The organism is Caldimonas sp. KR1-144 (assembly GCF_049446155.1).
In the GTDB taxonomy this organism is placed as follows: domain Bacteria; phylum Pseudomonadota; class Gammaproteobacteria; order Burkholderiales; family Burkholderiaceae_C; genus Rivibacter.
Map to the genome: position 1 here is coordinate 44649 of NZ_JBMSEE010000010.1, position 22421 is coordinate 67069.

Sequence of the window (22421 nt, forward strand, 5' to 3'; positions counted from 1 at the left end):
CTCACTTGGCAGCCTCCGGCGCGGCGCCCAGCGCGGCCAGCTTGGCTTCGATCAGGAGGCGGTAATCGACTTCGGCGGGCATCGCGTCCCAGGCCTGGCGGTAGGCCGCCTTGGCCTCTTCGGGCTTGCCCTGCGCGGCGAGGATGTCGCCGCGGCGGTCGGCCGCGAGCGCGGCGAATTCCTTCGGCGTCTCGGCCGGCAGCGCCTTCAGCGCCTCGTCGTACTTTTTCTGGTCGAGCAGCAGGCCGGCCAGGCGCAGCTGCGCGATGACCTTGTACTCGGCCTCGACCGCATTCGCGACGACCCACTCCAGGCTGGCCTTCGCGGCGTCGGCCTGGCCCTTGTCGGCCTGCACCTTGGCGGCCAGCAGGCCGGCCTGTTCGGCGAAGGCGGTGGAGCCGAAGCGCTCCTTCATGTCGGCGAACACGCGCGCGGCCTTGTCGGCATCGCCGGCCTGGGCGGCGGCGTCGAGCTCGTCGTACATCACGCTGGCCTTGACCGCGCGGTCGCGCTGCCACCAGTTCCAGCCGTTCCAGGCCGCGAAACCGCCGAGCGCGAGGATCAACACCCAGGTGATGAGGTTGCCGTACTGCTTCCAGAAGTGCTTCAGCTCCTCGAGCTGTTCCTGGTCCTGGAGGTCGAGATGGGTCGCCATGCTTGTTGCTGTTGAGGCCGCGCGGGCGGCCATGAGATAGAAGGCGGGCTGATCGAAAAGCCCCGGATTATGGAGCGCCGCCGCGCCGGTTCAGCCGCGCAGCAAGCCGGCCCACGCGGCGACGCCATCGAGCGGCTGCGTCGATTGCGCGGCGCCTTCGCCCGCGCGCAACGGCTTCACGCCCACCCGGTCGTTCGCGAGCTCGTCGGCGCCGAAGATCAATGCGAAGCGCGCGCCGCTCGCGTCGGCCTTCTTGAACTGCGACTTCATGCTCGCGGCGCCCTCCTTGCCCAGCGGATGCAGCAGCACCGAGACGCCCTCGCTGCGCAGCGCATCGAGCGTGGCCAGCACGCGCGGCAGCGCCGCGGCATCGGGCACGATGGCATAGGCATCGGGCACCGGCGCGGCCGGCAGCGCGCCGGCTTCGGCCAGCAGCAGCATCACTCGCTCGACGCCGATGCCGAAGCCCACGCCCGGCGTCGGCTTGCCGCCGAGCTGCTCGACGAGACCGTCGTAGCGCCCGCCGCCGCACACCGTGCCCTGCGCGCCCAGGCGCTCGGTGACCCACTCGAACACCGTGAGGTTGTAGTAGTCCATGCCGCGCACCAGGCGCGGATTGACGCGGTACGGCAGGCCGGCCGCGTCGAGCGCGGCCTTCAGTTGGGCGAAGTGCGCGAGCGAAGCCTCGCCGAGGAAGTCGATCAGCTTCGGTGCCGACTCGACGACGCCCTGCATCGCCGGGTTCTTGGTGTCGAGGATGCGCAGCGGGTTGCTGTGCAGACGGCGCTTGGCGTCGGCATCGAGCAGGTCGGCGTGCTGTTCGAAGTGCGCGATCAGCGCGGCACGGTGCGCCTGGCGCTCGCTGGGCTCGCCCAGGCTGTTGATCTCCAGCCGCACGTCGCAGCCCTCGCCCACCGACAGGCCCAGCGCGCGCCACAGTGCGCGCAGCAGCAGGATGATCTCGACGTCGACGTCGGGCCCCGGAAAGCCCAGCACCTCGACGCCGACCTGATGGAACTGGCGATAGCGGCCCTTCTGGGGCCGTTCGTGGCGGAACATCGGGCCGGCGTACCAAAGCCGCCTGCCGCCTTCGTAGAGGAAGTTGTGCTCGGTGATCGCGCGCACCACGCCGGCCGTGCCTTCGGGGCGCAGCGTGAGCTTGTCGCCGTTCATGCTGTCTTCGAAGGAGTACATCTCCTTCTCGACGATGTCGGTCACCTCGCCCAGGCCGCGCACGAACAGCGCCGTGGGCTCGACGATCGGCGTGCGGACGAACTGGTAGCCGTGCGCGCGCATCACGCGGCGCACCTGCTCGTCGAACCACTCCCACGCCGCCGATTCGGGCGGCAGCAGGTCGTTCATGCCTTTGACGGCCTGGATCTTCTCAGCCATGTGATCTGGACAACGGAAAGCGGGCCCGCGCAGGCCCGGGGTCAGCCGAAGCGACGCTCGATGTACTGCTCGACGATGCGGTGGAACTCCTGCGCGATGCCGTCGCCGCGCAGCGTCAGCGCCTTCTCGCCGTCGATGAAGACCGGCGCGGCCGGTGCCTCGCCGGTGCCCGGCAGGCTGATGCCGATGTCGGCATGCTTGCTCTCGCCGGGGCCGTTGACGATGCAGCCCATCACCGCGACGCGCAGGTTCTCGACGCCCGGGTAGCGCGCCTTCCACACCGGCATCTGCGCGCGCAGGAAGTCGTCGATCTGCTTGGCGAGCTCCTGGAACGTGGTGCTCGTCGTGCGCCCGCAGCCGGGGCACGCCGTCACGCTCGGGTTGAACGCGCGCAGGCCCAGCGCCTGCAGGATCTCGGTGGCCACCACCACCTCCTGCGTGCGCGACTCCCCCGGCTGCGGCGTGAGGCTCACGCGGATCGTGTCGCCGATGCCTTCTTGCAGCAGCAGCGACAGCGCCGCCGTCGAGGCCACCGTGCCCTTGGTGCCCATGCCGGCTTCGGTGAGGCCCAGGTGCAGCGGATGGTCGCAGCGCTTCGCCAGCGCGCGGTAGACGCTCACGAGGTCCTGCACGCCGCTGACCTTGCACGACAGGATCACCTGGCCCGGGTCCATGCCGAGCTCGACCGCGTAGGAGGCCGAATCCAGCGCCGACTGCACCAGCGCCTGGTACATCACCTGCTGCGCATCCCAGGGTTCGGCGCGCCGTGCGTTCTCGTCCATCAGCGCGGCCAGCAGTTCCTGGTCGAGGCTGCCCCAGTTGACACCGATGCGCACCGGCTTGTCGTGCCTGAGCGCCGCTTCGATCATCATCGCGAACTGGCGGTCGCGCTTGTCGCCCTTGCCGACGTTGCCCGGGTTGATGCGGTACTTGGAGAGCGCCGCGGCGCACTCGGGAAACTCGCTCAGCAGCCGGTGGCCGTTGTAGTGGAAATCGCCCACCAGCGGCACCGCGATGCCCATGCGGTCGAGCTGCTCGCGGATCGCCGGCACGGCCTGCGCCGCCTCGGGCGTGTTGACCGTGATGCGCACCAGCTCCGAGCCGGCCTGCGCGAGCTCCTTGCACTGGATCGCGGTCTCGATCACGTCGACCGTGTCGGTGTTGGTCATCGACTGCACGCGCACCGGCGCGTCGCCGCCGATCGTGACGACGTTGTCGCCCCAGGCCACGCGCGCCTGGCGGCTTCGGCGGGCAGCGGGCCGCGCCGCGGCGATGGCCTCGTCGGCCGAAGAGAGCGCTTCGCTCGTCACGGACATCACTTCAACTCCAGGCGCGCGACGTTGTCGCGCGTGAGCGGCACCAGCGCCACCGGCTGGCCACGAAACTCGAGCTGCGTGGCGGCGGCATTGCCGACCGTCACCCGCAGCGGCAAGGCGCCGTCGGCGCCGACGCTCTCGCCCGCAGCGAGCGTGCGCTGCACGATCACGCGGCCATCGCGGTCGCGCACCTCGACCCAGGACTCCGCCTGGGCGGACATCTTCAGCACGCCTGTTACCAGCGCGGGCGCGGTCGAAGCCGCAGGCCCCGCGGCCGCCGACGCGGCGGCCACCGGTGTCGCGGCCGCAGGCGGCGCGGCCGTCGGGGTCGCCGCGGGCGCCGTCGGCGGCTGCGGCACGGGAGGCTGCGCGGGCGCCGACGCCGGCGGCGCGATCACCGAGGCCGCCGCCTGGACCGCCGAGGCGGCCAGCTCGGCCAGCACGCCGCTGCCGCCCTCCGCCTCACTGGCACCCGAAGGCGCAACGACGGCAGTCTGGCCGGCCGCCACGCCGCTGGCGCTCGCCGGGACCGGCGCATCGGCACGCGTCGGCCACCAGCTGCGACTGGGCAGCAGGTAGAGCACGACCGCCGCGACCACCAGCAGCAGCGCGCCGATCACCGGGGCACTGAGATAACGCTGCCACTCGATCGCGTCGCTCATCGCGGCACGGTCGCGAAACGGCTGGTTCAGCCCGCGGGTGACGTCTTCGAGACGACGGTCCGCGGCCTGCGGCAGGCGCATCAGCACCGGCTGCGCATCGATGCGCAGCGCACGGCACATGCTCAGCGCCAGGGCGCGCACGAAGGTGGCGTCGGGCAGCTCGTCGTAGCGGTCGGCTTCGATGAGTTCCAGCTTGCGCGGCGCGACCTTCAACGCCGCGGCCAGCGCCGCGATGTGCATGCCCTGGCGTTCACGCGCTTCGCGCAGCAGCGAACCGGCGCTGCCGGCGGCCGAGCCGGCGCTGGCCTCGTCACTCATCGAAGCTTCCCCGGCCGAAGGCCGCGGCCTCGCGCGACTGCGGATAGCGGTCGCGCAGCTGGTTGCCGAAGTCGCGCGCGCCGGAGTCGTTGCCCAGCTTGCGCTCGATGCGGGCCGCCAGCCACAGCGACTCGGCGTTCTGCAGTTCGGTCTGGCCGTTGACGCGGCGCACGTAGAAGCGCGCGCGTTCGAACTCGCCCTTGCGATAGAGCACGTCGGCGAGGTTGACCGCGGTGGCGGGATTGCCGGCGTCGAGCTCGTAGGCGCGCGTCAGCGTGGCCTCGGCGCGCGCGAGGTCGCCGCCGCGCGACTGGCACACGCCCTGCACCAGCAGCGTGCGGCTGCTGCTGCGGTATTGCGGCGCGTTCAGCGCACGATCGAAATAGGTCTCGGCTTCGGCATAGCGGCCGCGCTGGCACAGGAAAAAGCCGAAGTTGTGCAGCGTGTCGCCGTCTTGCGGGCGCAGATCGAGCGCACGCCGAAAGCTCTCGGCGGCGAGCGCGTCATCGCCCAGCGCGGCGTAGATGAGGCCGCGCAGGTTGTAGGCCTCGGGCAGGTCGGGAATCGCGGCCAGGGCGAGCTTGACCTGATCGAGCGCCGTCGCGAGCTGGCCGTCGGCGTAGTAGCTCGAGGCCAGCTGCATGCGGATGCGCGCGCGACGCTGGGGATCGGACTCGTCAGAGGACGTCGAGCGCTCGCCCGCGCCTTGCGCTGCGGCCGGCAGCGGCAGCGCCACGCCCAGCGCGCCGATCTGTGCGCCGACCAATGCCACTCCCGCCAGCCACCTGGTCATCGACTCCAGGCGCTTCGCCCCCAACAGGCTGCTCATCGACTCGTCCCTTCGTTGTGGATATCGCTGCCGCCCGGCGCCTGCACGGCGATGGGCACCATCTTCGCGCGCTGGCGTGCGCCGGCCATGCGCGTCGCGGCGTTCGTGCGGTCCTGCACTTCGCCGGCGAGCTGTCCGCAGGCGGCGTCGATGTCGTCGCCGCGCGTCTTGCGCACGGTCGTGACCAGGCCGCCGTCGATCAGCACCTGCGCGAACGCCTGCACCCGCGCCGCACCCGAGCGCTTGAGGCCCGAGGCAGGGAACGGGTTGAACGGGATCAGGTTGAACTTGCACGGCACGCGGCCGGCGGGGCCGCGCTCGCCGACCAGCGCCAGCAGTTCGCGCGCCTGCGCGTCGCTGTCGTTCACGCCGTCGAGCATGCAGTACTCGAAGGTGATGAAGTCGCGCGGCGCGGCCTCGAGGTAGCGCTGACAGGCCTCGAGCAGTTCCTTGATCGGATACTTGCGGTTGATCGGCACCAGCTCGTCGCGCAGCGGGTCGGTCGGCGCATGCAGCGAGACGGCGAGCGCGACCGGGCAGTCCTTGCGCAGCCGGTCGATCATCGGCACGACGCCGGAGGTGCTGACCGTCACGCGGCGGCGCGACAGGCCATAGCCGTGGTCGTCGAGCATCGTGCGCAGCGCCGGCACGAGCGCCGCGTAGTTCTGCAGCGGCTCGCCCATGCCCATCATCACGACGTTGCTGATGACGCGCTCGGCGGTCTTGAAGCGCGCACGCAGCGCGTGCTCCGCGAACCACAGCTGGGCGACGATCTCGCCGGTGCTCAGGTTGCGCGAGAAGCCCTGGTGGCCGGTCGAGCAGAAGCGGCAGCCGACCGCGCAGCCGGCCTGCGACGACACGCACAGCGTGCCGCGGTCGTCCTCGGGGATGAAGACGCTTTCGACGGCATTGCCGCCGCCCACGTCGAACAGCCACTTGATCGTGCCGTCGGCGGAAACGTGCTCGGAGATCACCGGCAGCGGCCGGATCTCGGCGCGGCTGGCGAGCTTGTCGCGCAGCGACTTGGCCAGGTCGGACATCTGCGCGAAGTCACGCGCGCCCTTCTGGTGGATCCAGCGGAACAGCTGGGTGGCGCGAAAACGCTTCTCGCCCAGCTGCTCGCAATACGCGGCCAGTGCGTCGAGGTCGAAGTCGAGCAGGTTGACCGCGGTCATCGTCGTGGAAGCGGGTGCGGCAGGCCGCACCCGACGCGTCCTCAGCGGCTGTAGACGTTCATGCCGGGGAAGAAGAACGCCACCTCGACGGCAGCGGTCTCGGGCGCATCGGAGCCGTGCACGGCATTGGCGTCGATGCTGTCGGCGAAGTCGGCGCGGATCGTGCCCTTCTCGGCCTTCTTGGGATCGGTGGCACCCATCAGCTCGCGGTTCTTGGCGATCGCGTTCTCGCCCTCGAGCGCCTGGATCATCACCGGGCCCGAGATCATGAAGTCGACGAGGTCCTTGAAGAACGGACGCGCCTTGTGCACCGCGTAGAACTGCTCGGCTTCGCCGCGCGACAGGTGCACCATCTTCGCGGCGACGATCTTCAGGCCCGCGCCTTCGAAGCGCGCGTAGATCTGACCGATCACGTTCTTCGCGACCGCATCCGGCTTGATGATCGACAGGGTGCGTTCAACGGCCATCTTTTTCTCCAGGAATCAAGGATTTAGCAAAGCTTGCAATTCTAGCGCTCGAACGTTGGGCGCCGATGTGCGAACGGGCATCGCAGGCTCGCGTCGGCGCCTCAGCGCCCGCGCCCGCCGCGGCCGCCACCACCCCCACCGCCGCCACGACGCCCCTTGCCGCCGCCCTTGTTGAAGTAAGCGTCGGCGCCGATGTAGCCCACCGAGGTCTGCATCGGGTCCGGCTGCTTCGGGCCACCGCCACCGCGGCGACCCTGTTGCGGCCCGCCTTGCGGTTGACCCGAGTCCGGCCGGCCGAAGCCGGCGGTGATGCGCTTGGAGCCCTTGGCGAAGCGACGGTCGAAGGTCTGTTCCAGCGGGTTCGGGATGGTTCCCGGCGGGGCGAAGGCGTCGTCCTCGTGCTGCGGCGTCGCATGGCCGAAGCCTTGGGCGGGACCGCGCCGGCCGCCCTTGGCGAAGCGGCGGTCGAAGGTCTGCTCGAGCGGATTCGGGATGCGGCCGAAGTCTTCCTCGTGTCCGCCCTCGTCCGTGGCGCGCGGCTCGTCGCGCCGGGCTTCGCCCTGGCGCTGACCGCGCGGGCCACGGTCGTTGCGGTCGTTGCGGTCGTTCCTGCCCTTGCCGCGCTGCTGCGGGCCCTTGCCACCGGGCTGCTGGCGCTGCTGCTGGGGCTGAGGCGAAGGCTGGGCGCCGCCCGGATGGGCGAGGCGGCGGATCGCGCGCACGTCGTTGTCGTCGAGCTCGACCCACACGCCGCGCTTGAGGCCGCGCGGCAGCACCACGGTGCCGTAGCGGATGCGGATCAGGCGGCTGACGCCGAGGCCGACCTTGTCGAACAGCTTGCGCACCTCGCGGTTGCGGCCCTCGGTGATGACGACGCGATACCAGCGGTTGACGCCCTCGCCGCCGCCGTCCTCGATCGACTTGAACGCCGCGGTCTGGCCCTCGATCTCAACGCCCTCGAGCAGCTGCGCGCGCTGCTCGGGCTCGAGCGTGCCGAGCACGCGCACCGCGTACTCGCGCTCGACGCCGAAGCGCGGGTGCATCAGCTGGTTGGCCAGTTCGCCCGAGGTGGTGAACAGCAGCAGGCCCTCGGTATTGATGTCCAGGCGGCCGACCGATTGCCACTTGCCGTTGGCCAGGCGCGGCAGGTTGCGGAACACCGTGGGACGGCCCTCGGGGTCGTTGAAGGTGACGACCTCGCCGACCGGCTTGTGATAGGCGAGCACGCGCGCCGGCGGCGGCGCGATACGCACCTTGACCGGCTTGCCATTGACCTTGATCTGGTCGCCGAAGGTGATGCGCATGCCCAGGTGCGCGACCTCGTCGTTCACGGTCACGCGGCCGTCGGCGATCAGCTGCTCCATGTCGCGGCGCGAGCCGATGCCCGACTGCGCCAGCACCTTGTGCAGCTTGGGCGCCTCGGGCTCGGGGCGCAGCACGCGCTTGCCCTGCTCCGCTTCGGCGTCGGAAGCGGCGGCCGGGGCCTCCTCGGCCGCGGTCTCGGTATCCCAGCTCTCGGAGAGGACGTCGGCGAAGCGCTCCTTCGCCGCCTCGGCGGCGACGGCCACGGTCGGCACCGGCGGCGCATCGCCTGCAGTCTCGCCGCCGCGACCGCGGCGACGGTTGCGGCCGCGCCGGCCGCGGCGCTCGCCGTCTCCTTCGCCTTGGCCCTCGCCATGGCCTTCACCTTCAGCGTCGCCCTCGCGCTCGGCCGCCTGCGGCTCGGCTGCCTCGCGGGCCGCTTCGGGCGCGGCGTCGACCGGCGACGCCTTCGCCTCGACGATCGGCTCGACGGTCGATGCCGGCTGCGGCTGCGCGGCCGTGGCCACCGGCTCGACGGCCACGGCCTCCTCGGGCGCAGCCTTGGCCGTGCGACGCTTGCGCGCCGGCTTGGCCGGTGCCGCCTCGGCGCTCTCCGGCGCGGCCTGCGCCTCGGTCGTTGCCGCGGGCTCGGTGGCCGCGGCAGCGGACTTGCGGGTGCGCTTGCGCGCCGGTGCGGGCGCGGCGTCCGTCGCTTCGGCAGGCGCCGGGCTGTCGATCGGCGCGGTGCCGTCCACGGGCAGGTCGTTCATCGGATTCATGCTTGCGCGGGGGCCTCGGGGGTGGGCTCGTCGGCGGCCGGAGGCTCGTCCGGCTCGGTCGTGTCGTCGGTGGAAGCGGTGTCGTGCACCGCGTCGGTGTCGGCGGGCTCGGCGAGCGGTGCGACGGTCTCGTCGCCGCTTTCGCTCGGCTCGGGCACCGGCTGGTCGGCCGCGCTGCCCTCCGCGCCCTGCGGCGCCTGCTCTGCGGCGGCCTCACCCAGGCCGTCCAGCAGCGAGGGCTGCTCGTCCCCGCCGGGCAGGGCCTCGGCGAGGGCGGCCATCGCCTGCGGCGAACCATCGAGGGCCGGCAACTGCTCCAGCGAGGCGAGGCCGAGGTCGTCGAGGAACTGGCGCGTCGTCGCGAACAGCGCCGGACGGCCCGGTGCCTCGCGGTGGCCGATGGTCTCGACCCAGCCGCGGTCCTCGAGCTGCTTGATGATCTGGCTGCTCACGGTGACGCCGCGGATGTCCTCGATGTCGCCGCGCGTGACCGGCTGGCGGTACGCGATGATGGCCAGCGTCTCGAGCGTCGCGCGGCTGTACTTCGGCGGCTTCTCGGGGTTGAGCCGATCGAGGTATTCGCGCAGTTCGGGGCGGCTCTGGAAGCGCCAGCCGGTCGCCAGCGCCACCAGCTCGACGCCGCGGTCTTCCCAGTCGCGCGTGAGTTCGTCGAGCAGCGAGCGGATCGTGTCGGGCGCGAGCTGATCGTCGAACAGCAAGCGCATCTCGCGCAGCGGCAGCGGCTGCTGTGCGCAGATGAGCGCGGTCTCGAGGACGCGCTTTGCATCCTGTGTATTCATGGAGTCCGTTACAGCCTCGGGCATTCAATGCCCGGGTCGGGTGAAAGCGGAACCGTTGGGGTCGGGGTCACCGATCGGGGCCTGTTACTCGAGGCGCCGCGGTTCCCGCATTGCCGGCGTAGCCCAGTTGTTGCTCTTGTTCTTGAAGCGCTTCGGCCGGCTCGCATCGGACTGGCGTCCGTTCGTCACGAACGGGACTTGCAACCGGCGAGGCCCCGATTGTAGCGGAGTGCGCTCATACGTCGAGCATCGGCGAAATCGCGTGGCAGGCAGACCGCAAGTCGGCCGGCGGTAACGCCTCGAAGCGCAGTGCGCGTGCATCGTGTGGATGCTCGAAGGCCAGCCGCCGCGCATGCAGCGCCTGGCGCGACATGCCCAGCGCCGGTGCGCCGCCGTACAGCGCGTCGGCCACCAGCGGATGTCCGCGCGACGCCAGATGCACGCGGATCTGGTGCGTGCGCCCGGTGTGCAGCGTGCAGCGCACCACGCTGGCACGCCCGCCTTCGATCGCCCCGCTCGCCAGGCACTGCACGTCGGTGCGCGCCGACTTGCCGGAAGCAACGACGGCCATGCGTACGCGCGACGCCGGGTCGCGGCCGATCGGCGCATCGACCGTGAAGGCCGCCTCGCGCGGCTCGCCGTGCACAATCGCCAGGTACTCGCGGTGCACCTCGCGCGCTGCGATGGCGCGCACCAGTGCGGTCACGGCCGCCAGCGTCTTACCCACCGCCATCAGGCCGCTGGTGTCCTTGTCGAGCCGGTGCACGATGCCCGCGCGCGGCAGGCTGGCCGCGCCGGCGTGGTGGGCCAGCAAGCCATTGAGCAGTGTTCCGGACCAGTGGCCCGCCGCCGGGTGCACGACCAGCCCGGCCGGCTTGTCGATCACGAGCAGGTGCTCGTCTTCGTGCACCACCGCCAAGGCCATCGGCTCGGCGCGAAAGGCGCGGCTTTGCGGTGTCGGCACCAGGCGCACCGCGACGCGCTGGCCGGCCGACAGGCGCTTGGCCGGCGTGCGCTGCGCGGCGGCGTCGACGCAGACCTCGCCGGCTTCGATCAGCTGCTGCAGGTAGCTGCGCGAGAACTCGGGCGCGAGCGCCACCAGCCAGCGGTCCAGCCGCTCGCCGTGTCCGGCAGCGTCGACCTGGCCCTCGCGCAGCTCGAACGCGTCGTCGTCCGGCGCGGCGGCATCGTCCTCTCCCGGCGCCGCTGGCCAGTCGAGCGTGGCTCGGCTCATATACTTTGCGCTTTCTTCGATGCGGCCCAGCCGCACGGTGTGGCAATGATGTGGATGCGGTCGAGCGCTTCTTCGCGGAGCGCGCAGGATCTGGTGGGGCACGGCGCACGGGCCTGGGCGCGCGCGGTGGGTCTCGCGGCGATGGCCGTTCTGATGGCCTCTTGCGGCTCGCTCGAGAAGGACGAGACGGCCGGCATGGCCACCGACAAATTGTACGAAGAGGCCCGCGACGACGCCTCCAACGGCAACTGGGACCGCGCCGCCAAGCTCTACGAGCGCGTCGAGGCGCGCGCGGCCGGCACGCCGCTGGCCCAGCAGGCCACGCTCGACCTCGCCTATGCCTACTACAAGGGCGGCGAGAAGGCGCAGGCGCAGTCCACGATCGACCGCTTCATCAAGCTCAACCCCTCGAGCCCGGCAATCGACTACGCCTACTACCTGCAAGGCCTGATCAACTTCAACGAGAACCTCGGCCTGCTCGGCAGCCTGGCCGGCCAGGACCTTTCGGAACGCGACCAGCAGGCCTCCAAGGACGCCTACCAGTCGTTTCGCCAGCTCGTCACGCAGTTCCCGCAATCGCGCTACGCGAGCGACGCGGCGCTGCGCATGAACTACATCGTCAACACACTCGCGCAGTACGAGGTGCACGTCGCGCGCTACTACTACAAGCGCCGCGCCTACATCGCCGCGGCCAACCGCGCGCAGCAGGCGGTGCAGGAGTTCCAGCGTTCGCCGGCTGTCGAGGAAGCGCTCTACATCATGGCGATGAGCTACGACCAGCTCGGCCTGCCGCAGCTGCGCGACGACGCGCAGCGGGTGCTGGTGCAGAACTTTCCCGACAGCAGGTTCCTGAAGGATGGCCTGGTCGCGGCGCCCAAGGCCTGGTGGCAGCTCTGGTGACGCAGCGCCGGAGCCGCGAGTGACGCGAATCAGCGAGGGGCCTTCGGGCCCCTCGTCGTTTCCGGCGCCTCAGGCCGGCGTGGCGGCGATCTCGGCCAGCCAGTCGAGCGCGCCGGCCTCGTCGGGCACGCGCGTCATCGGCGGCAGCGCCGCGATCAGCTGGCGGCCGTAGCTGCTGGCGGCCAGGCGCGGATCGCAGATCACGAGCAGGCCGCGGTCGGTCTCGCTGCGGATCAGCCGGCCGGCGCCCTGCTTCAGCGAGATCGCCGCCTCCGCGACGAAGTACTCGCCAAAGGCGCTGCGGCCCTCGGACTCGATGCGCTTGACGCGCGCCTCGACCAGCGGATCGTTCGGCGGCGGAAACGGCAGCTTGTCGATCACGACGCACTGCAGCGCGTCGCCGGGCACGTCGATGCCTTCCCAGAAGCTCTGCGAGCCGACCAGCACAGCCCGCGACGCCGACACGAAGCGCTGCAGCAGCGCTCGCTTGGGCGCACTGCCTTGAACGAGCACCTCGATGCCGTCGCCCGCGGCGGCGAAGTCGTCGCGCAGCGCCTCGGCCACCTGCGACAGCGAGCGCAGCGTGGTCGTCAGCACGAAGCTGCGCCCGCCCGCAGCGCGCGCGCAGGCGGCGCCGAGCCGCGCCACCGCCGACGGATGGCCGGGCTCGTTGGGCTTGGGAAAGCGCTGCGGCACGTACAGCCGCGCGTGGCTCGGATAGTCGAACGGACTGTCGACGCGCAATGTGCGCGCGTCGTCGAGGCCGGCCTGCGCGGTGAACCACGCCAGCGTCGGTTCGGCGCCCAGCGTGGCCGACGTGAACACCCAAGCGCGCGGCGCGGCCTCGATCTGCGTGCGCATCGCCTCGCGCACGTCGAGCGGCGACTCGACCAGGCGCACCGACTGCGCGCCGAGATCGATCCAGCGCACGCGGCCCGGCGCGGCCTCGAGCGCAAAGCCCGAGGCGCGCTGCGACAGCACGCGCGCGCGCTCCGCCAGGCGATCGAAGTCGGGCCCGATCTCGGCGACCGCGTCGAGCGCCAGCGAGGCATCGCGCGCCACCTGACCCAGCGCGGCCAGCGCCGATTCGAAGCCCGGCCGGCCGGCGCGCTCTTCCCAGCGCAGCTTGATCGTGGCGCGCACGTCGCGCAACGTGCCGGCGCTCGCGATGCGCAGGTCGCGCGCCGCGCGGTCGATGGCGGCGGCGAGGTCGTTCCAGGGCTGCAGGCCGCGCGCCTGCGACAGGCCCGCGGCGAGCAGGTCGCGCGCGAGGTCGATCGCCTGCGAGCTGCCGAGCACGGTGCCGAGGAAGGCCACGCCGGCTTCGGGCAGCTGGTGCGCCTCGTCGAACACCGCGACCTCGACCGACGGCAGCAGCTCGGCCAGCCCCGTGTCGCGCAGCGCCAGGTCGGCAAAGAAGAGATGGTGGTTGACGACGACGACGTCGGCCGCCATTGCGTCGCGGCGCGCCTTCATCACGTGGCAGCCGCGGTACTGCGGGCAGTCGCTGCCCAGGCAGTTCTCGCGCGTCGACGTGACCAGCGGTATGGCCGGGGAACGCTCGTCCAGCCCGTCGAGTTCGGCGAGGTCACCGGTGCGCGTGCCCTGCGCCCAGGCCTCGATCTTGGCCAGCGTGCGCAGTGACAGGCGGTCGGACAGCTGCGCGTCGTCGCGCGCCTGCGCCAGTCGGTGCGTGCAGAGGTAGCTCGCGCGGCCCTTGAGCAGCGCGATCGTCACCGGCACCTTGAGGGCGCCGGCGAGCCGCGGCAGGTCGCGCAGGAAGAGCTGGTCCTGAAGGCTCTTGGTGGCCGTGCTGACCATCACGCGCTTGCCGGACAGCAGCGCCGGCACGAGGTAGGCAAAGGTCTTGCCGACGCCGGTGCCGGCCTCGGCCACCAGCACCTCGTCGGCGTCGATCGCCTCGGCCACGGCCTGCGCCATGCGCTGCTGCGCGTCGCGCGGGCGATAGCCGGCGTCGACCTCGGCGAGCGCGCCATCGGCCGCGAAAGCACGCGCAACGGCAGCGGCGAGTGCGCTGTCGCGATGGTCGTCGGTCATGCCGGCTCGGGCGGCTCGAGCCGGGCTTCGAGCTGCGCGATCTGGTCGCGCAGCGCCAGGCGTCGCTTCTTCAGGCGACGCAGCATCAGGTCGTCGAGCGGCGATTGCAGCGCGGCGCGATCGATCAGGCCGTCGAGGTCGGCGTGTTCGATGCGCAGTTCGATCAGGCGGCGCTGAGGGGAGTGCAGGTTATCGTCCATCGACGTTCAACGGACGCCACACTGAATGCCTCACGAGGGAAGCCGCGCGGCCGTTTTGCAGGCGAGCGATTATAGTTTCCGGCCATGACGCCACCCACCTCCGGTCACCGCCTCGCCGCTGCCACGGGCCTTCACCGCGGCGACCGGATGTACCAGCAGGACCAAGTCGAGATCCTGCCGCACGCACGGGTACCGGGCTGCCTGCTGGCCATCGTCGCCGACGGCATGGGTGGCAAGAGCGGCGGGCGCAAGGCGGCCGATCAGGTGCTGCTGACCGCCAAGCAGCTGTTCGAGCGCTACACGCCGATGCGTGACGACCCCGCCGAGGCGCTCAAGCAGCTGGTGCTCGAATCGCACCTGATGATCAAGCTCACCGCGATCACGGCCGAGGAAGAGCCGCACAGCACGGTCGCCGCGATCCTGATCGATCCCTCGCGCGACTGCCACATCGTTCATGCCGGCGATTCCCGCGTCTACCACTTTCGCGGCCCCGACATGGTCAGCCGCACCAGCGACCACTCCTTCGTGCAGCGCCTGGTCGACGAAGGCCAGATCAGCGAAGACGAGGCCAACACGCACCCGCAGGCCAACCTGCTGACCGGCTGCCTCGGCACGCAGCAAGACCCGCCGATCACGCTGCACCACGTCGGCCGGCTCGAGATCGGCGATTCGCTGCTGGCCTGCTCCGACGGCCTGTGGCACTACTTCACGCCGCGCGAACTCGGCGCCATCGTGCACACGCTGCCGCCCCGCGAGGCCAGCGAGATGCTGATCGGCAAGGCGCGCCATCGCGCGCGCGGCGGCGGCGACAACCTCTCGCTCGCCCTCGTTCGCATCGAGGCGCTGTGAGCGCCTGAGCTAGCGGGAGGCCGCCGGCACCGGCGGCAGCGGCTGCGCAGCCGGCTTGCTCGCCTCGACATTGCGCCGCTCGATCTGCTCGCGGTGCGTCGCGGCTTCTCGCTGCTTCTCCTCGAAGCGCCCGCGCGCGGCCTGTTCGCGCGCCGAGCGCTCGGCCGGCGTAGGCTCCGCGGCCGCGGCGTGGGCCGACGCCGGCTGCGCCTTCGGCCGCGGCCTTGCAGGCAGGCCCTCCAAGGGCTGAGGCGGCTGCGCTTCGCTCGCGCGGGCCTCGCGGCGTGCGCGCTCGGCCTGCTTCTCGTCGATGCGCTCGCGTCGTTCTTGCGCGCGGCGCTGGCGCATCACCGCATCGAGCTGGGCGTCGCGCGCCTCGATCGGCGCCAGCGCTTCGCGGCGCCGCGCGCGCACGTCGTCGAGGCAGGCATTCACCGCGAAGCGCAATGCGCATTCGCGCTCCTCGGCCGCCGCGCGCTCCCGCACGGCGGCGCGCTGGTGGGCCAGTGCGGCGCGCTCGGCCGCTTCGGGCTCCACGGCGAGGCTCGCGCTCATCGACGCGACGACCAGCGTGAACGCCACCGCACGGGCGAGCCAGACGGCCGCCACGGTTCCGGTCTTGCCGGACCGCTCGAAGGTGCTTGGGGCGTGGATCACGTCAAGGCAGTATCGACCTCGCGATGCGCGAGCGCGAGGAACTCGGACGACTGCATCTCCACCAGCCGAGACACGGTACGCGGGAACTCGTGCGCGAGCGGACCTTCGGTGTAGAGCTGCTCAGGCGACACCGCCGCCGAGAGCACCAGCTTGACGCGCCGGTCGTAGAGCACATCGACCAGCCAGGTGAAACGCCGCGCCTCCGAGGCCAGCCGCGGCGACATCGCCGGCACGCCGGAGACGATGACGGTGTGGAACTGGCTCGCGATCTCGAGGTAGTCGTTCTGCGAGCGCGGGCCGCCGCAGAGCTCCTTGAAGTCGAACCAGACCACGCCGCCGGCACGACGGCGCGCCCGGATCGCGCGATGCTCGATGTGCAGCACCGGATCGATGTCGCGCACCTCGGCAAGCTGCTCGAAGGTGGACTCGAGCGCAGCCTCGGCCTCGGGTCCCAGCGGCGTGTGGTAAAGCCGCACATGCTCCAGCGTGCGTCGCCGGTAGTCGGTGCCGGCATCGACGTTGACGATCTCGAGCTTCTCCTTGAGCAGCTCGATCGCCGGCAGGATGCGGTCGCGGTGCAGGCCGTTCGGGTACAGGCCGTCGGGGTGGAAGTTCGACGTCGTCACGATGCTGACCCGATGCGCGAACATCGCCTCGAGCAGGCGATGCAGGATCATCGCATCGGTGACGTCGGCGACATGGAACTCGTCGAAGCAGATCAGCCGGTGCTTGCGCGAGATGCGCCGCGCCAGCTCGTCGAGCGGATTGACCGTGCCCTTGAGGTCCTGCAGCTCGCGGTGCACCTCGCGCATGAACTCGTGGAAGTGCAGCCGGGTCTTGCGCAGCAGCGGCACCGACTCGAAGAAGCATTCCATCAGGAAGCTCTTGCCGCGCCCCACGCCGCCCCACATGTAGACGCCGCGCGGCAACGGCGGATGGCGCAGCAGCCGCGTCACCGCGTTGCTGCGCCGCGCCTTGTAGTCGATCCACTCGTTCTCGCAGCGCTCGAGGGCGTCGATCGCGGCGAGCTGGGCCGCGTCGCTGCGGTAGCCGCGCTCCGCGAGCGAGCGCTCGTACAGCGCGCGGACTCCCACGGCCTTAGAAGTTCAGCGTGCGCTTGTCGACCGCGAGTGCGGCCTCCTTGGTCGCCTCGCTGAGCGACGGATGCGCGTGGCAGATGCGTGCAATGTCCTCGGCGCTGGCCTTGAACTCCATCGCGACCACGGCTTCGGAGATCAGCTCGCTGGCGAAGGGGCCGACGATGTGCACGCCGAGGATCTCGTCGGTCTTGGCGTCGGCGAGGAACTTCACCATGCCGGTCGTGTCGCCCAGCGCGCGCGCGCGGCCGTTGGCCATGAACGGGAACGTGCCGGCCTTGTAGGCGCGCCCCGCGGCCTTGAGCTGCTGCTCGGTCTGGCCCACCCACGCGATCTCGGGCGAGGTGTAGATCACCCACGGGATGGTGTTGAAGTTGACGTGGCCGTGCTGGCCGGCGATGCGCTCGGCCACCGCGACGCCCTCTTCCTCGGCCTTGTGCGCCAGCATCGGGCCGCGCACCACGTCGCCGATCGCCCACACGCCCGGCAGGTTGGTCTTGCACTCGTCGTCGACGGCGATCGCGCCGCGCTCGTCGAGCTTGAGGCCCACCGCTTCCGCATTGAGGCCGTTGGTGTTGGGCACGCGGCCGATCGAGACGATCAGCTTGTCGACCGTGAGCGTCTTCGCCTCGCCCTTGGCGTCGGCGTACGACACCGTCACGCCACCCTTGGCGTTCTTCACCTCGGCGATCTTGATGCCCAGCTCGATCTTCAGGCCCTGCTTGGTGAAGGCCTTGTGCGCTTCCTTGGCGATCTGCTCGTCGACCGCGCCGAGGAAGGTCGGCAGCGCTTCGAGCACGGTCACGTCGGCGCCGAGGCGACGCCACACCGAGCCCATCTCGAGGCCGATCACGCCGGAGCCGATCACGCCCAGCGTCTTGGGCACTGCCGGGATGCGCAGCGCGCCGTCGTTGCTGAGGATGTTCTCCTCGTCGAACGCGGCACCCGGCAGCGCGCGCGGGTTCGAGCCGGTGGCGACGATCACCTGCTTGGCGACCAGCGTCTCCTCGGCGGCACCGGCGACCTTGATCTCGTAGGCGCCCTCCTTCGCAGCGGCGAACGAGCCGCGGCCGTGGAAGAAGCTGACCTTGTTCTTCTTGAACAGGTAGAGGATGCCGTCGTTGTTCTGCTTCACGACGGTGTCCTTGCGGCCGAGCATCTTGGCGACATCGATGCTCAAGTCCTTGAGCCCGATGCCGTGGTCGGCGAAGTGGTGGCCGGCATGCTCGAAGTGCTCGCTCGACTGCAGCAGCGCTTTCGAGGGAATGCAGCCGACGTTCGTGCAGGTGCCGCCCGGGGCCGGGCCGCCCTTGGCATTCTTCCAGTCGTCGATGCAGGCGACGTTGAAGCCGAGCTGCGCGGCGCGGATCGCCGCGATGTAGCCGCCGGGGCCGCCGCCGATCACGACGACGTCGAATTGCTTGCTCATGGTGTGTTGGGCCTCGGCTTAGATGTCGAACAGCAGGCGCGCCGGGTCTTCCAGCGCTTCCTTCATCGCCACCAGGCCCAGCACGGCTTCGCGGCCGTCGATGATGCGGTGGTCGTAGGACATCGCGAGGTAGTTGATCGGGCGCACGACGACCTGGCCGTTCTCCACGACCGCGCGGTCCTTGGTCGCATGCACGCCGAGGATCGCCGATTGCGGCGGGTTGATGATCGGCGTGGAGAGCATCGAGCCGAACACGCCGCCGTTGGAGATCGAGAAGGTGCCGCCCGAGAGGTCGTCGAGCGAGAGCTTGCCGTCCTTGGCCTTCTGGCCGAACTCGGCGATCTTCTTCTCGATGTCGGCAAAGCTCATCTGGTCGGCATTGCGCAGGATGGGCACGACGAGGCCGCGCGGCGAGCCGACCGCGATGCCGATGTCGAAGTAGCCGTGGTAGACGATGTCGTTGCCGTCGACCGAGGCGTTGAGCACCGGGTACTTCTTGAGCGCGGCGACCGCGGCCTTCACGAAGAAGCTCATGAAGCCGATCTTGACGCCGTGCTCCTTCTCGAACTTCTCCTGGAAGCGCTTGCGCATCTCCATCACCGGAGCCATGTTCACTTCGTTGAACGTGGTCAGGATGGCATTGGTGGCCTGCGACTGCAGCAGGCGCTCGGCGACGCGCGCGCGCAGGCGCGACATCGGCACGCGCTGCTCGGGGCGATCGCCCAGGTTCTGCGCCACCGGTGCGGCGACGGCCGGCAGCGGCTTGGCCACCGCGGCCGCGACCGGCGCGGCCACCGGCGCCGCGACGGCCGGCTTGGCACCGCCTTCGATCACGCTCAGCACGTCGCCCTTGGTCACGCGGCCGTCGCGGCCGGTGCCGGCAACCTGGCCGGCCGACAGGTTGTGATCGGCCAGCAGCTTGGCGGCGGCCGGCATCGCGACGCCGGCCTTGCTGCCGCCGACGGCCGCGGCTGCCACCGCAGGGGCGGCGGCCGGCGCGGCGGCGGGCGCGGCCGCTGCGGCAGGCGCCGCGGCGGCGGCCGTGCCTTCGGTGTCGATCTTCGCGATGACTTCGTCGCTCACGCAGGTCTCGCCGTCGTTCTTGACGATCTGAGCCAGCACGCCGGCCGAGGGCGCGGGGACTTCGAGCACGACCTTGTCGGTCTCGATCTCGATCAGGATCTCGTCGACCGCGACCGCCTCGCCGGGCTTCTTCTTCCACTGCAGCAGGGTGGCCTCGGCCACGGACTCGCTCAGCTGGGGAACCTTGACGTCAATGATTGCCATGATGTTTTTCGCTGTGTTCGGTGGGGTTGAGCAGGTGGGCCGCCAGCGGCGCGCAGCCGCTGGCGTTGGCGCTCGCGCGCCTCACCGAACTCACTTGGTCAGGACGAAGCCCTTGAGCTTGTTGAAGGCCTGGTCGAGCAGCGCCTTCTGCTGCTCCTGGTGCAGGTGGGCGTAGCCCACCGCCGGCGAGGCCGAGGCAGCACGACCGGCGTAGCCGAGCTTCTGGCCGTCGGCCATGTTCTCGTGGATGTAGTGCTGCACGAAGAACCAGGCGCCCTGGTTCTGCGGCTCGTCCTGGCACCACACGATCTCGGTCAGGTTCGGGTACTTCTTGAGCTCAGCCGCAAAGGCCTTGTGCGGGAACGGGTAGAGCTGTTCGACGCGAATGACCGCGACGTCGGCGGCCTTCTTCTCCTCGCGCTTCTTGACCAGGTCGTAGTAGACCTTGCCCGAGCAAGCGATCACGCGCTTGACCTTGGCGGCATCGATCGCGGCGTCGAGCTCGCCGATCACGGTGCGGAACTCGCCCTTGGTGAACTCGGACAGCGGAGAGGTCGCGTCCTTGTTCCGCAGCAGCGACTTCGGGGTCATGATGACCAGCGGCTTGCGGAACATGCGCACCTGCTGGCGGCGCAGCACGTGGAAGATCTGGCTCGCCGTGGTGGGCTGCACGACCTGCATGTTGTTGTCCGCGGCCAGCTGCATGAAGCGCTCCAGGCGCGCCGAGCTGTGCTCGGGGCCCTGGCCTTCGTAGCCGTGCGGCAGCATCAGCGTCAGGCCGTTGGCGCGGCCCCACTTGACCTCGCCCGAGGCGATGAACTGGTCGATCACGACCTGCGCGCCGTTGACGAAATCACCGAACTGCGCCTCCCAGATCGTCAGCGTGTTCGGGTCGGCGCTCGCATAGCCGTACTCGAAGCCGAGCACCGCTTCTTCCGACAGGATCGAGTCGATCACCACGAACGGCGCCTGGCCCTCGGCCACGTGCTGCAGCGGGATGAAGAAGCCTTCGTCGAACTTCTCGCGGTTCTGGTCGTGCAGCACCGCGTGGCGGTGCGTGAAAGTGCCCCGCCCGCTGTCCTCGCCGGACAGGCGCACCGGGTAGCCACTGGCCACCAGCGAGGCGAAGGCCATGTGCTCGCCCATGCCCCAGTCGATGTTGATCTCGCCGCGGCCCATCGCGGCGCGATCGGCAATGACCTTCTCGACCAGCGGATGCACCTTGAAGTTGGCCGGAATGGTCGTGATGCGCTCGGCCAGGCGCTTGAACTCGGCGACCGGGATCGCGGTGTCGGCCGCGTCGGTCCACTTCTTGCCGAGGAAGGGGCTCCAGTCGACCGCGTACTTGCTCTTGTAGTTGGTCAGCACCGGATCGACGGTGTGCTTGCCCGCGTCCATCGCGGCGCGGAAGGCCTTGACCATCGCGTCGGGGCCGTCGGCGCCCAGCACGCCCTGCGCCACCAGCTTGTCTGCGTACAGCTTGCGGGTGCCGGGATGCTGGCTGATCTTCTTGTACATCAGCGGCTGGGTCAGGCTCGGCGTGTCCTGCTCGTTGTGGCCCAGCTTGCGGAAGCAGACGATGTCGACCACCACGTCCTTGTTGAACTGCTGGCGGTACTCGAGCGCGAGCTGGGTGCACAGCACGACCGCTTCCGGGTCGTCGCCGTTCACGTGCAGCACCGGCGCCTCGATCATCTTGACGACGTCCGAGCAGTACAGCGTCGAGCGCGTGTCACGCGGGTCGCTGGTGGTGAAGCCGATCTGGTTGTTGATGACGATGTGCAGCGTGCCGCCGGTGTAGTAGCCGCGCGTTTGCGCCAGCGCCAGCGTCTCCATCACCACGCCCTGCCCGGCGAACGCGGCGTCGCCGTGCACCAGCACCGGCAGCACCGAGACGCCGTCCGTGTCGCCCCGGCGGTCGAGGCGCGCCTTGACCGAACCCTCGACCACCGGGTTGACGATCTCCAGGTGCGAGGGGTTGAAGGCCAGGCTCAAGTGGACCGGGCCGCCAGGCGTGGTGACGTCGCTCGAGAAGCCCTGGTGGTACTTCACGTCGCCGGCCGGCAGGTCTTCCTTGGCGGTGTGGTCGAACTCGGCAAACAGGTCCTTGGGCATCTTGCCCAGGGTGTTGACCAGCACGTTGAGGCGGCCGCGGTGGGCCATGCCGATCACGAACTCCTGCACGCCCTTCTCGCCGCCGCGCTGGATGAGCTCGTCCATCGAGGCGATGAAGCTCTCGCCGCCTTCGAGCGAGAAGCGCTTCTGGCCGACGTACTTGGTGTGCAGGTAGCGCTCCAGGCCCTCGGCGGCGGTCAGGCGGTCGAGGATGTGGCGCTTCTTGTCCGGCGAGAAGCTGGGCTTGGCGCGGATCGACTCGAGCCGCTCCTGCCACCAGCGCTTCTCGGTCGGATCCGTGATGTGCATGAACTCGGCACCGATGGTGCCGCAGTAGGTCTCGCGCAGCGCCTGCAGGATCTCGCGCAGCGTCTGCTGTTCGGCGGTCGTGAAGTAGGTGTTCGTCGCGCTGAACGTGATGTCCATGTCGGACTCGGTCAGGTCGTAGAACGCCGGCTCCAGCTCGGGAATCTTGGGGCGCTCCTGGCGCTTGAGCGGGTCGAGGTCGGCCCAGCGCGCGCCCAGCGAGCGGTACGCGGCGATCAGCGACTGGACATGGACCTGCTTGCGCGCGACGGCCAGCTCGGCCGCGCTGGCCTTGACGGCGAAGGCGTTGGCCTTGGCGCGCTGAGCAAAGGATTCGACGACGGGCGCATGCGCGACGTCACGGCTTTCGGAGCCGTCGACCGCGGGCACGTTCTGCAGGGCGTCGAAGTACGAACGCCAGTTGTCCGGGACGGATCCCGGGTTGTCGAGGTAGGCCTCGTAGAGTTCCTCGACGTACGGCGCGTTCCCGCCGAACAGGTACGAGTTCGCCCGGTACTGTTGCATCATTTCTCGCTCACCTTTCGCCCCGGTTTCCGGAGCTCATGGCTGGTTATTGAACCTTCCGCGACACGG

Annotated in this window: 19 protein-coding genes; 2 read left to right on the forward strand and 17 right to left on the reverse strand. The window is 70.3% G+C overall.

The genetic code is table 11. The features are described 5' to 3' along the window. Window position 1 precedes the first annotated feature (1 nt). From ACO2TI_RS20300 to ACO2TI_RS20345, 10 genes are all read right to left on the reverse strand, one after another. Window positions 2-655: a YfgM family protein gene (locus ACO2TI_RS20300; RefSeq protein WP_423286994.1), complete on the reverse strand. Its 654-nt coding sequence runs from the start codon at window positions 653-655 to the stop codon at window positions 2-4. Window positions 656-745: 90 nt separating this feature from the next. Continuing rightward, window positions 746-2047, reverse strand: a complete 1302-nt coding sequence (hisS, locus tag ACO2TI_RS20305; protein WP_423286995.1) for a histidine--tRNA ligase — start codon at window positions 2045-2047, stop codon at window positions 746-748. 41 nt (window positions 2048-2088) lie between these two features. After that, window positions 2089-3363 carry a flavodoxin-dependent (E)-4-hydroxy-3-methylbut-2-enyl-diphosphate synthase gene (ispG, locus tag ACO2TI_RS20310; RefSeq protein WP_423286996.1) on the reverse strand — a complete coding sequence of 425 codons (1275 nt, stop codon included), beginning with the start codon at window positions 3361-3363 and terminating at the stop codon, window positions 2089-2091. Next, window positions 3363-4343 carry a helix-turn-helix domain-containing protein gene (locus ACO2TI_RS20315; RefSeq protein ID WP_423286997.1) on the reverse strand — a complete coding sequence of 327 codons (981 nt, stop codon included), beginning with the start codon at window positions 4341-4343 and terminating at the stop codon, window positions 3363-3365. Before ACO2TI_RS20315 ends, ispG begins: the two co-directional genes overlap by 1 nt. Next, a complete protein-coding gene (gene pilW / locus ACO2TI_RS20320; RefSeq protein ID WP_423286998.1) occupies window positions 4336-5172 on the reverse strand; it encodes a type IV pilus biogenesis/stability protein PilW in 837 nt (278 codons plus the stop codon). Before pilW ends, ACO2TI_RS20315 begins: the two co-directional genes overlap by 8 nt. Further along, entirely contained in the window at window positions 5169-6347 is a 1179-nt protein-coding gene (gene rlmN / locus ACO2TI_RS20325) for a 23S rRNA (adenine(2503)-C(2))-methyltransferase RlmN (protein WP_423286999.1), read from the reverse strand. The genes pilW and rlmN overlap by 4 nt, the downstream gene beginning before the upstream one ends. Window positions 6348-6388: 41 nt before the next feature. Beyond that, entirely contained in the window at window positions 6389-6814 is a 426-nt protein-coding gene (gene ndk / locus ACO2TI_RS20330) for a nucleoside-diphosphate kinase (RefSeq protein WP_423287000.1), read from the reverse strand. Between the two features lie 101 nt (window positions 6815-6915). Then, on the reverse strand, window positions 6916-8886 hold the full coding sequence (gene rluB, locus ACO2TI_RS20335; RefSeq protein WP_423287001.1) for a 23S rRNA pseudouridine(2605) synthase RluB: 1971 nt from the start codon (window positions 8884-8886) through the stop codon (window positions 6916-6918). A gap of 5 nt (window positions 8887-8891) precedes the next feature. Next, window positions 8892-9695, reverse strand: coding sequence for an SMC-Scp complex subunit ScpB (gene scpB, locus ACO2TI_RS20340; protein ID WP_423287002.1), 804 nt, complete (start codon window positions 9693-9695; stop codon window positions 8892-8894). Between the two features lie 235 nt (window positions 9696-9930). Then, window positions 9931-10929: an RluA family pseudouridine synthase gene (locus ACO2TI_RS20345; RefSeq protein WP_423287003.1), complete on the reverse strand. Its 999-nt coding sequence runs from the start codon at window positions 10927-10929 to the stop codon at window positions 9931-9933. A gap of 54 nt (window positions 10930-10983) precedes the next feature. Here ACO2TI_RS20345 and ACO2TI_RS20350 point away from each other — a divergent pair, with 54 nt between their 5' ends. Then, window positions 10984-11829, forward strand: a complete 846-nt coding sequence (locus ACO2TI_RS20350) for an outer membrane protein assembly factor BamD (protein ID WP_423287154.1) — start codon at window positions 10984-10986, stop codon at window positions 11827-11829. A 69-nt stretch (window positions 11830-11898) separates the two neighbouring features. Here ACO2TI_RS20350 and ACO2TI_RS20355 read toward each other — a convergent pair whose 3' ends face one another. Then, window positions 11899-13887 carry an ATP-dependent DNA helicase gene (locus ACO2TI_RS20355; protein WP_423287004.1) on the reverse strand — a complete coding sequence of 663 codons (1989 nt, stop codon included), beginning with the start codon at window positions 13885-13887 and terminating at the stop codon, window positions 11899-11901. Beyond that, window positions 13884-14087, reverse strand: a complete 204-nt coding sequence (locus tag ACO2TI_RS20360; protein ID WP_423287005.1) for a YdcH family protein — start codon at window positions 14085-14087, stop codon at window positions 13884-13886. Before ACO2TI_RS20360 ends, ACO2TI_RS20355 begins: the two co-directional genes overlap by 4 nt. An 84-nt stretch (window positions 14088-14171) precedes the next feature. Here ACO2TI_RS20360 and ACO2TI_RS20365 point away from each other — a divergent pair, with 84 nt between their 5' ends. Beyond that, window positions 14172-14936 (forward strand): PP2C family protein-serine/threonine phosphatase, encoded by a 765-nt coding sequence (locus tag ACO2TI_RS20365; RefSeq protein WP_423287006.1) that lies wholly within the window; start codon window positions 14172-14174, stop codon window positions 14934-14936. A 9-nt stretch (window positions 14937-14945) separates the two neighbouring features. Here the strand turns inward: ACO2TI_RS20365 and ACO2TI_RS20370 are convergent, their stop codons facing one another. The 5 genes from ACO2TI_RS20370 to ACO2TI_RS20390 form a co-directional block, all read right to left on the reverse strand. After that, on the reverse strand, window positions 14946-15593 hold the full coding sequence (locus ACO2TI_RS20370) for a hypothetical protein (RefSeq protein WP_423287007.1): 648 nt from the start codon (window positions 15591-15593) through the stop codon (window positions 14946-14948). Then, the gene (gene zapE / locus ACO2TI_RS20375; RefSeq protein WP_423287008.1) at window positions 15590-16687 is read right to left on the reverse strand and encodes a cell division protein ZapE; all 1098 of its coding nucleotides are present in this window, start codon (window positions 16685-16687) and stop codon (window positions 15590-15592) included. The genes ACO2TI_RS20370 and zapE overlap by 4 nt, the downstream gene beginning before the upstream one ends. A 4-nt stretch (window positions 16688-16691) precedes the next feature. Continuing rightward, window positions 16692-18119, reverse strand: coding sequence for a dihydrolipoyl dehydrogenase (lpdA, locus tag ACO2TI_RS20380; protein WP_423287009.1), 1428 nt, complete (start codon window positions 18117-18119; stop codon window positions 16692-16694). An 18-nt stretch (window positions 18120-18137) separates the two neighbouring features. Then, complete coding sequence (gene odhB, locus ACO2TI_RS20385) at window positions 18138-19406, reverse strand: 2-oxoglutarate dehydrogenase complex dihydrolipoyllysine-residue succinyltransferase (protein ID WP_423287010.1); 1269 nt, start codon at window positions 19404-19406, stop codon at window positions 18138-18140. A gap of 90 nt (window positions 19407-19496) precedes the next feature. Further along, window positions 19497-22355, reverse strand: a complete 2859-nt coding sequence (locus tag ACO2TI_RS20390; protein ID WP_423287011.1) for a 2-oxoglutarate dehydrogenase E1 component — start codon at window positions 22353-22355, stop codon at window positions 19497-19499. Window positions 22356-22421 lie beyond the last annotated feature (66 nt).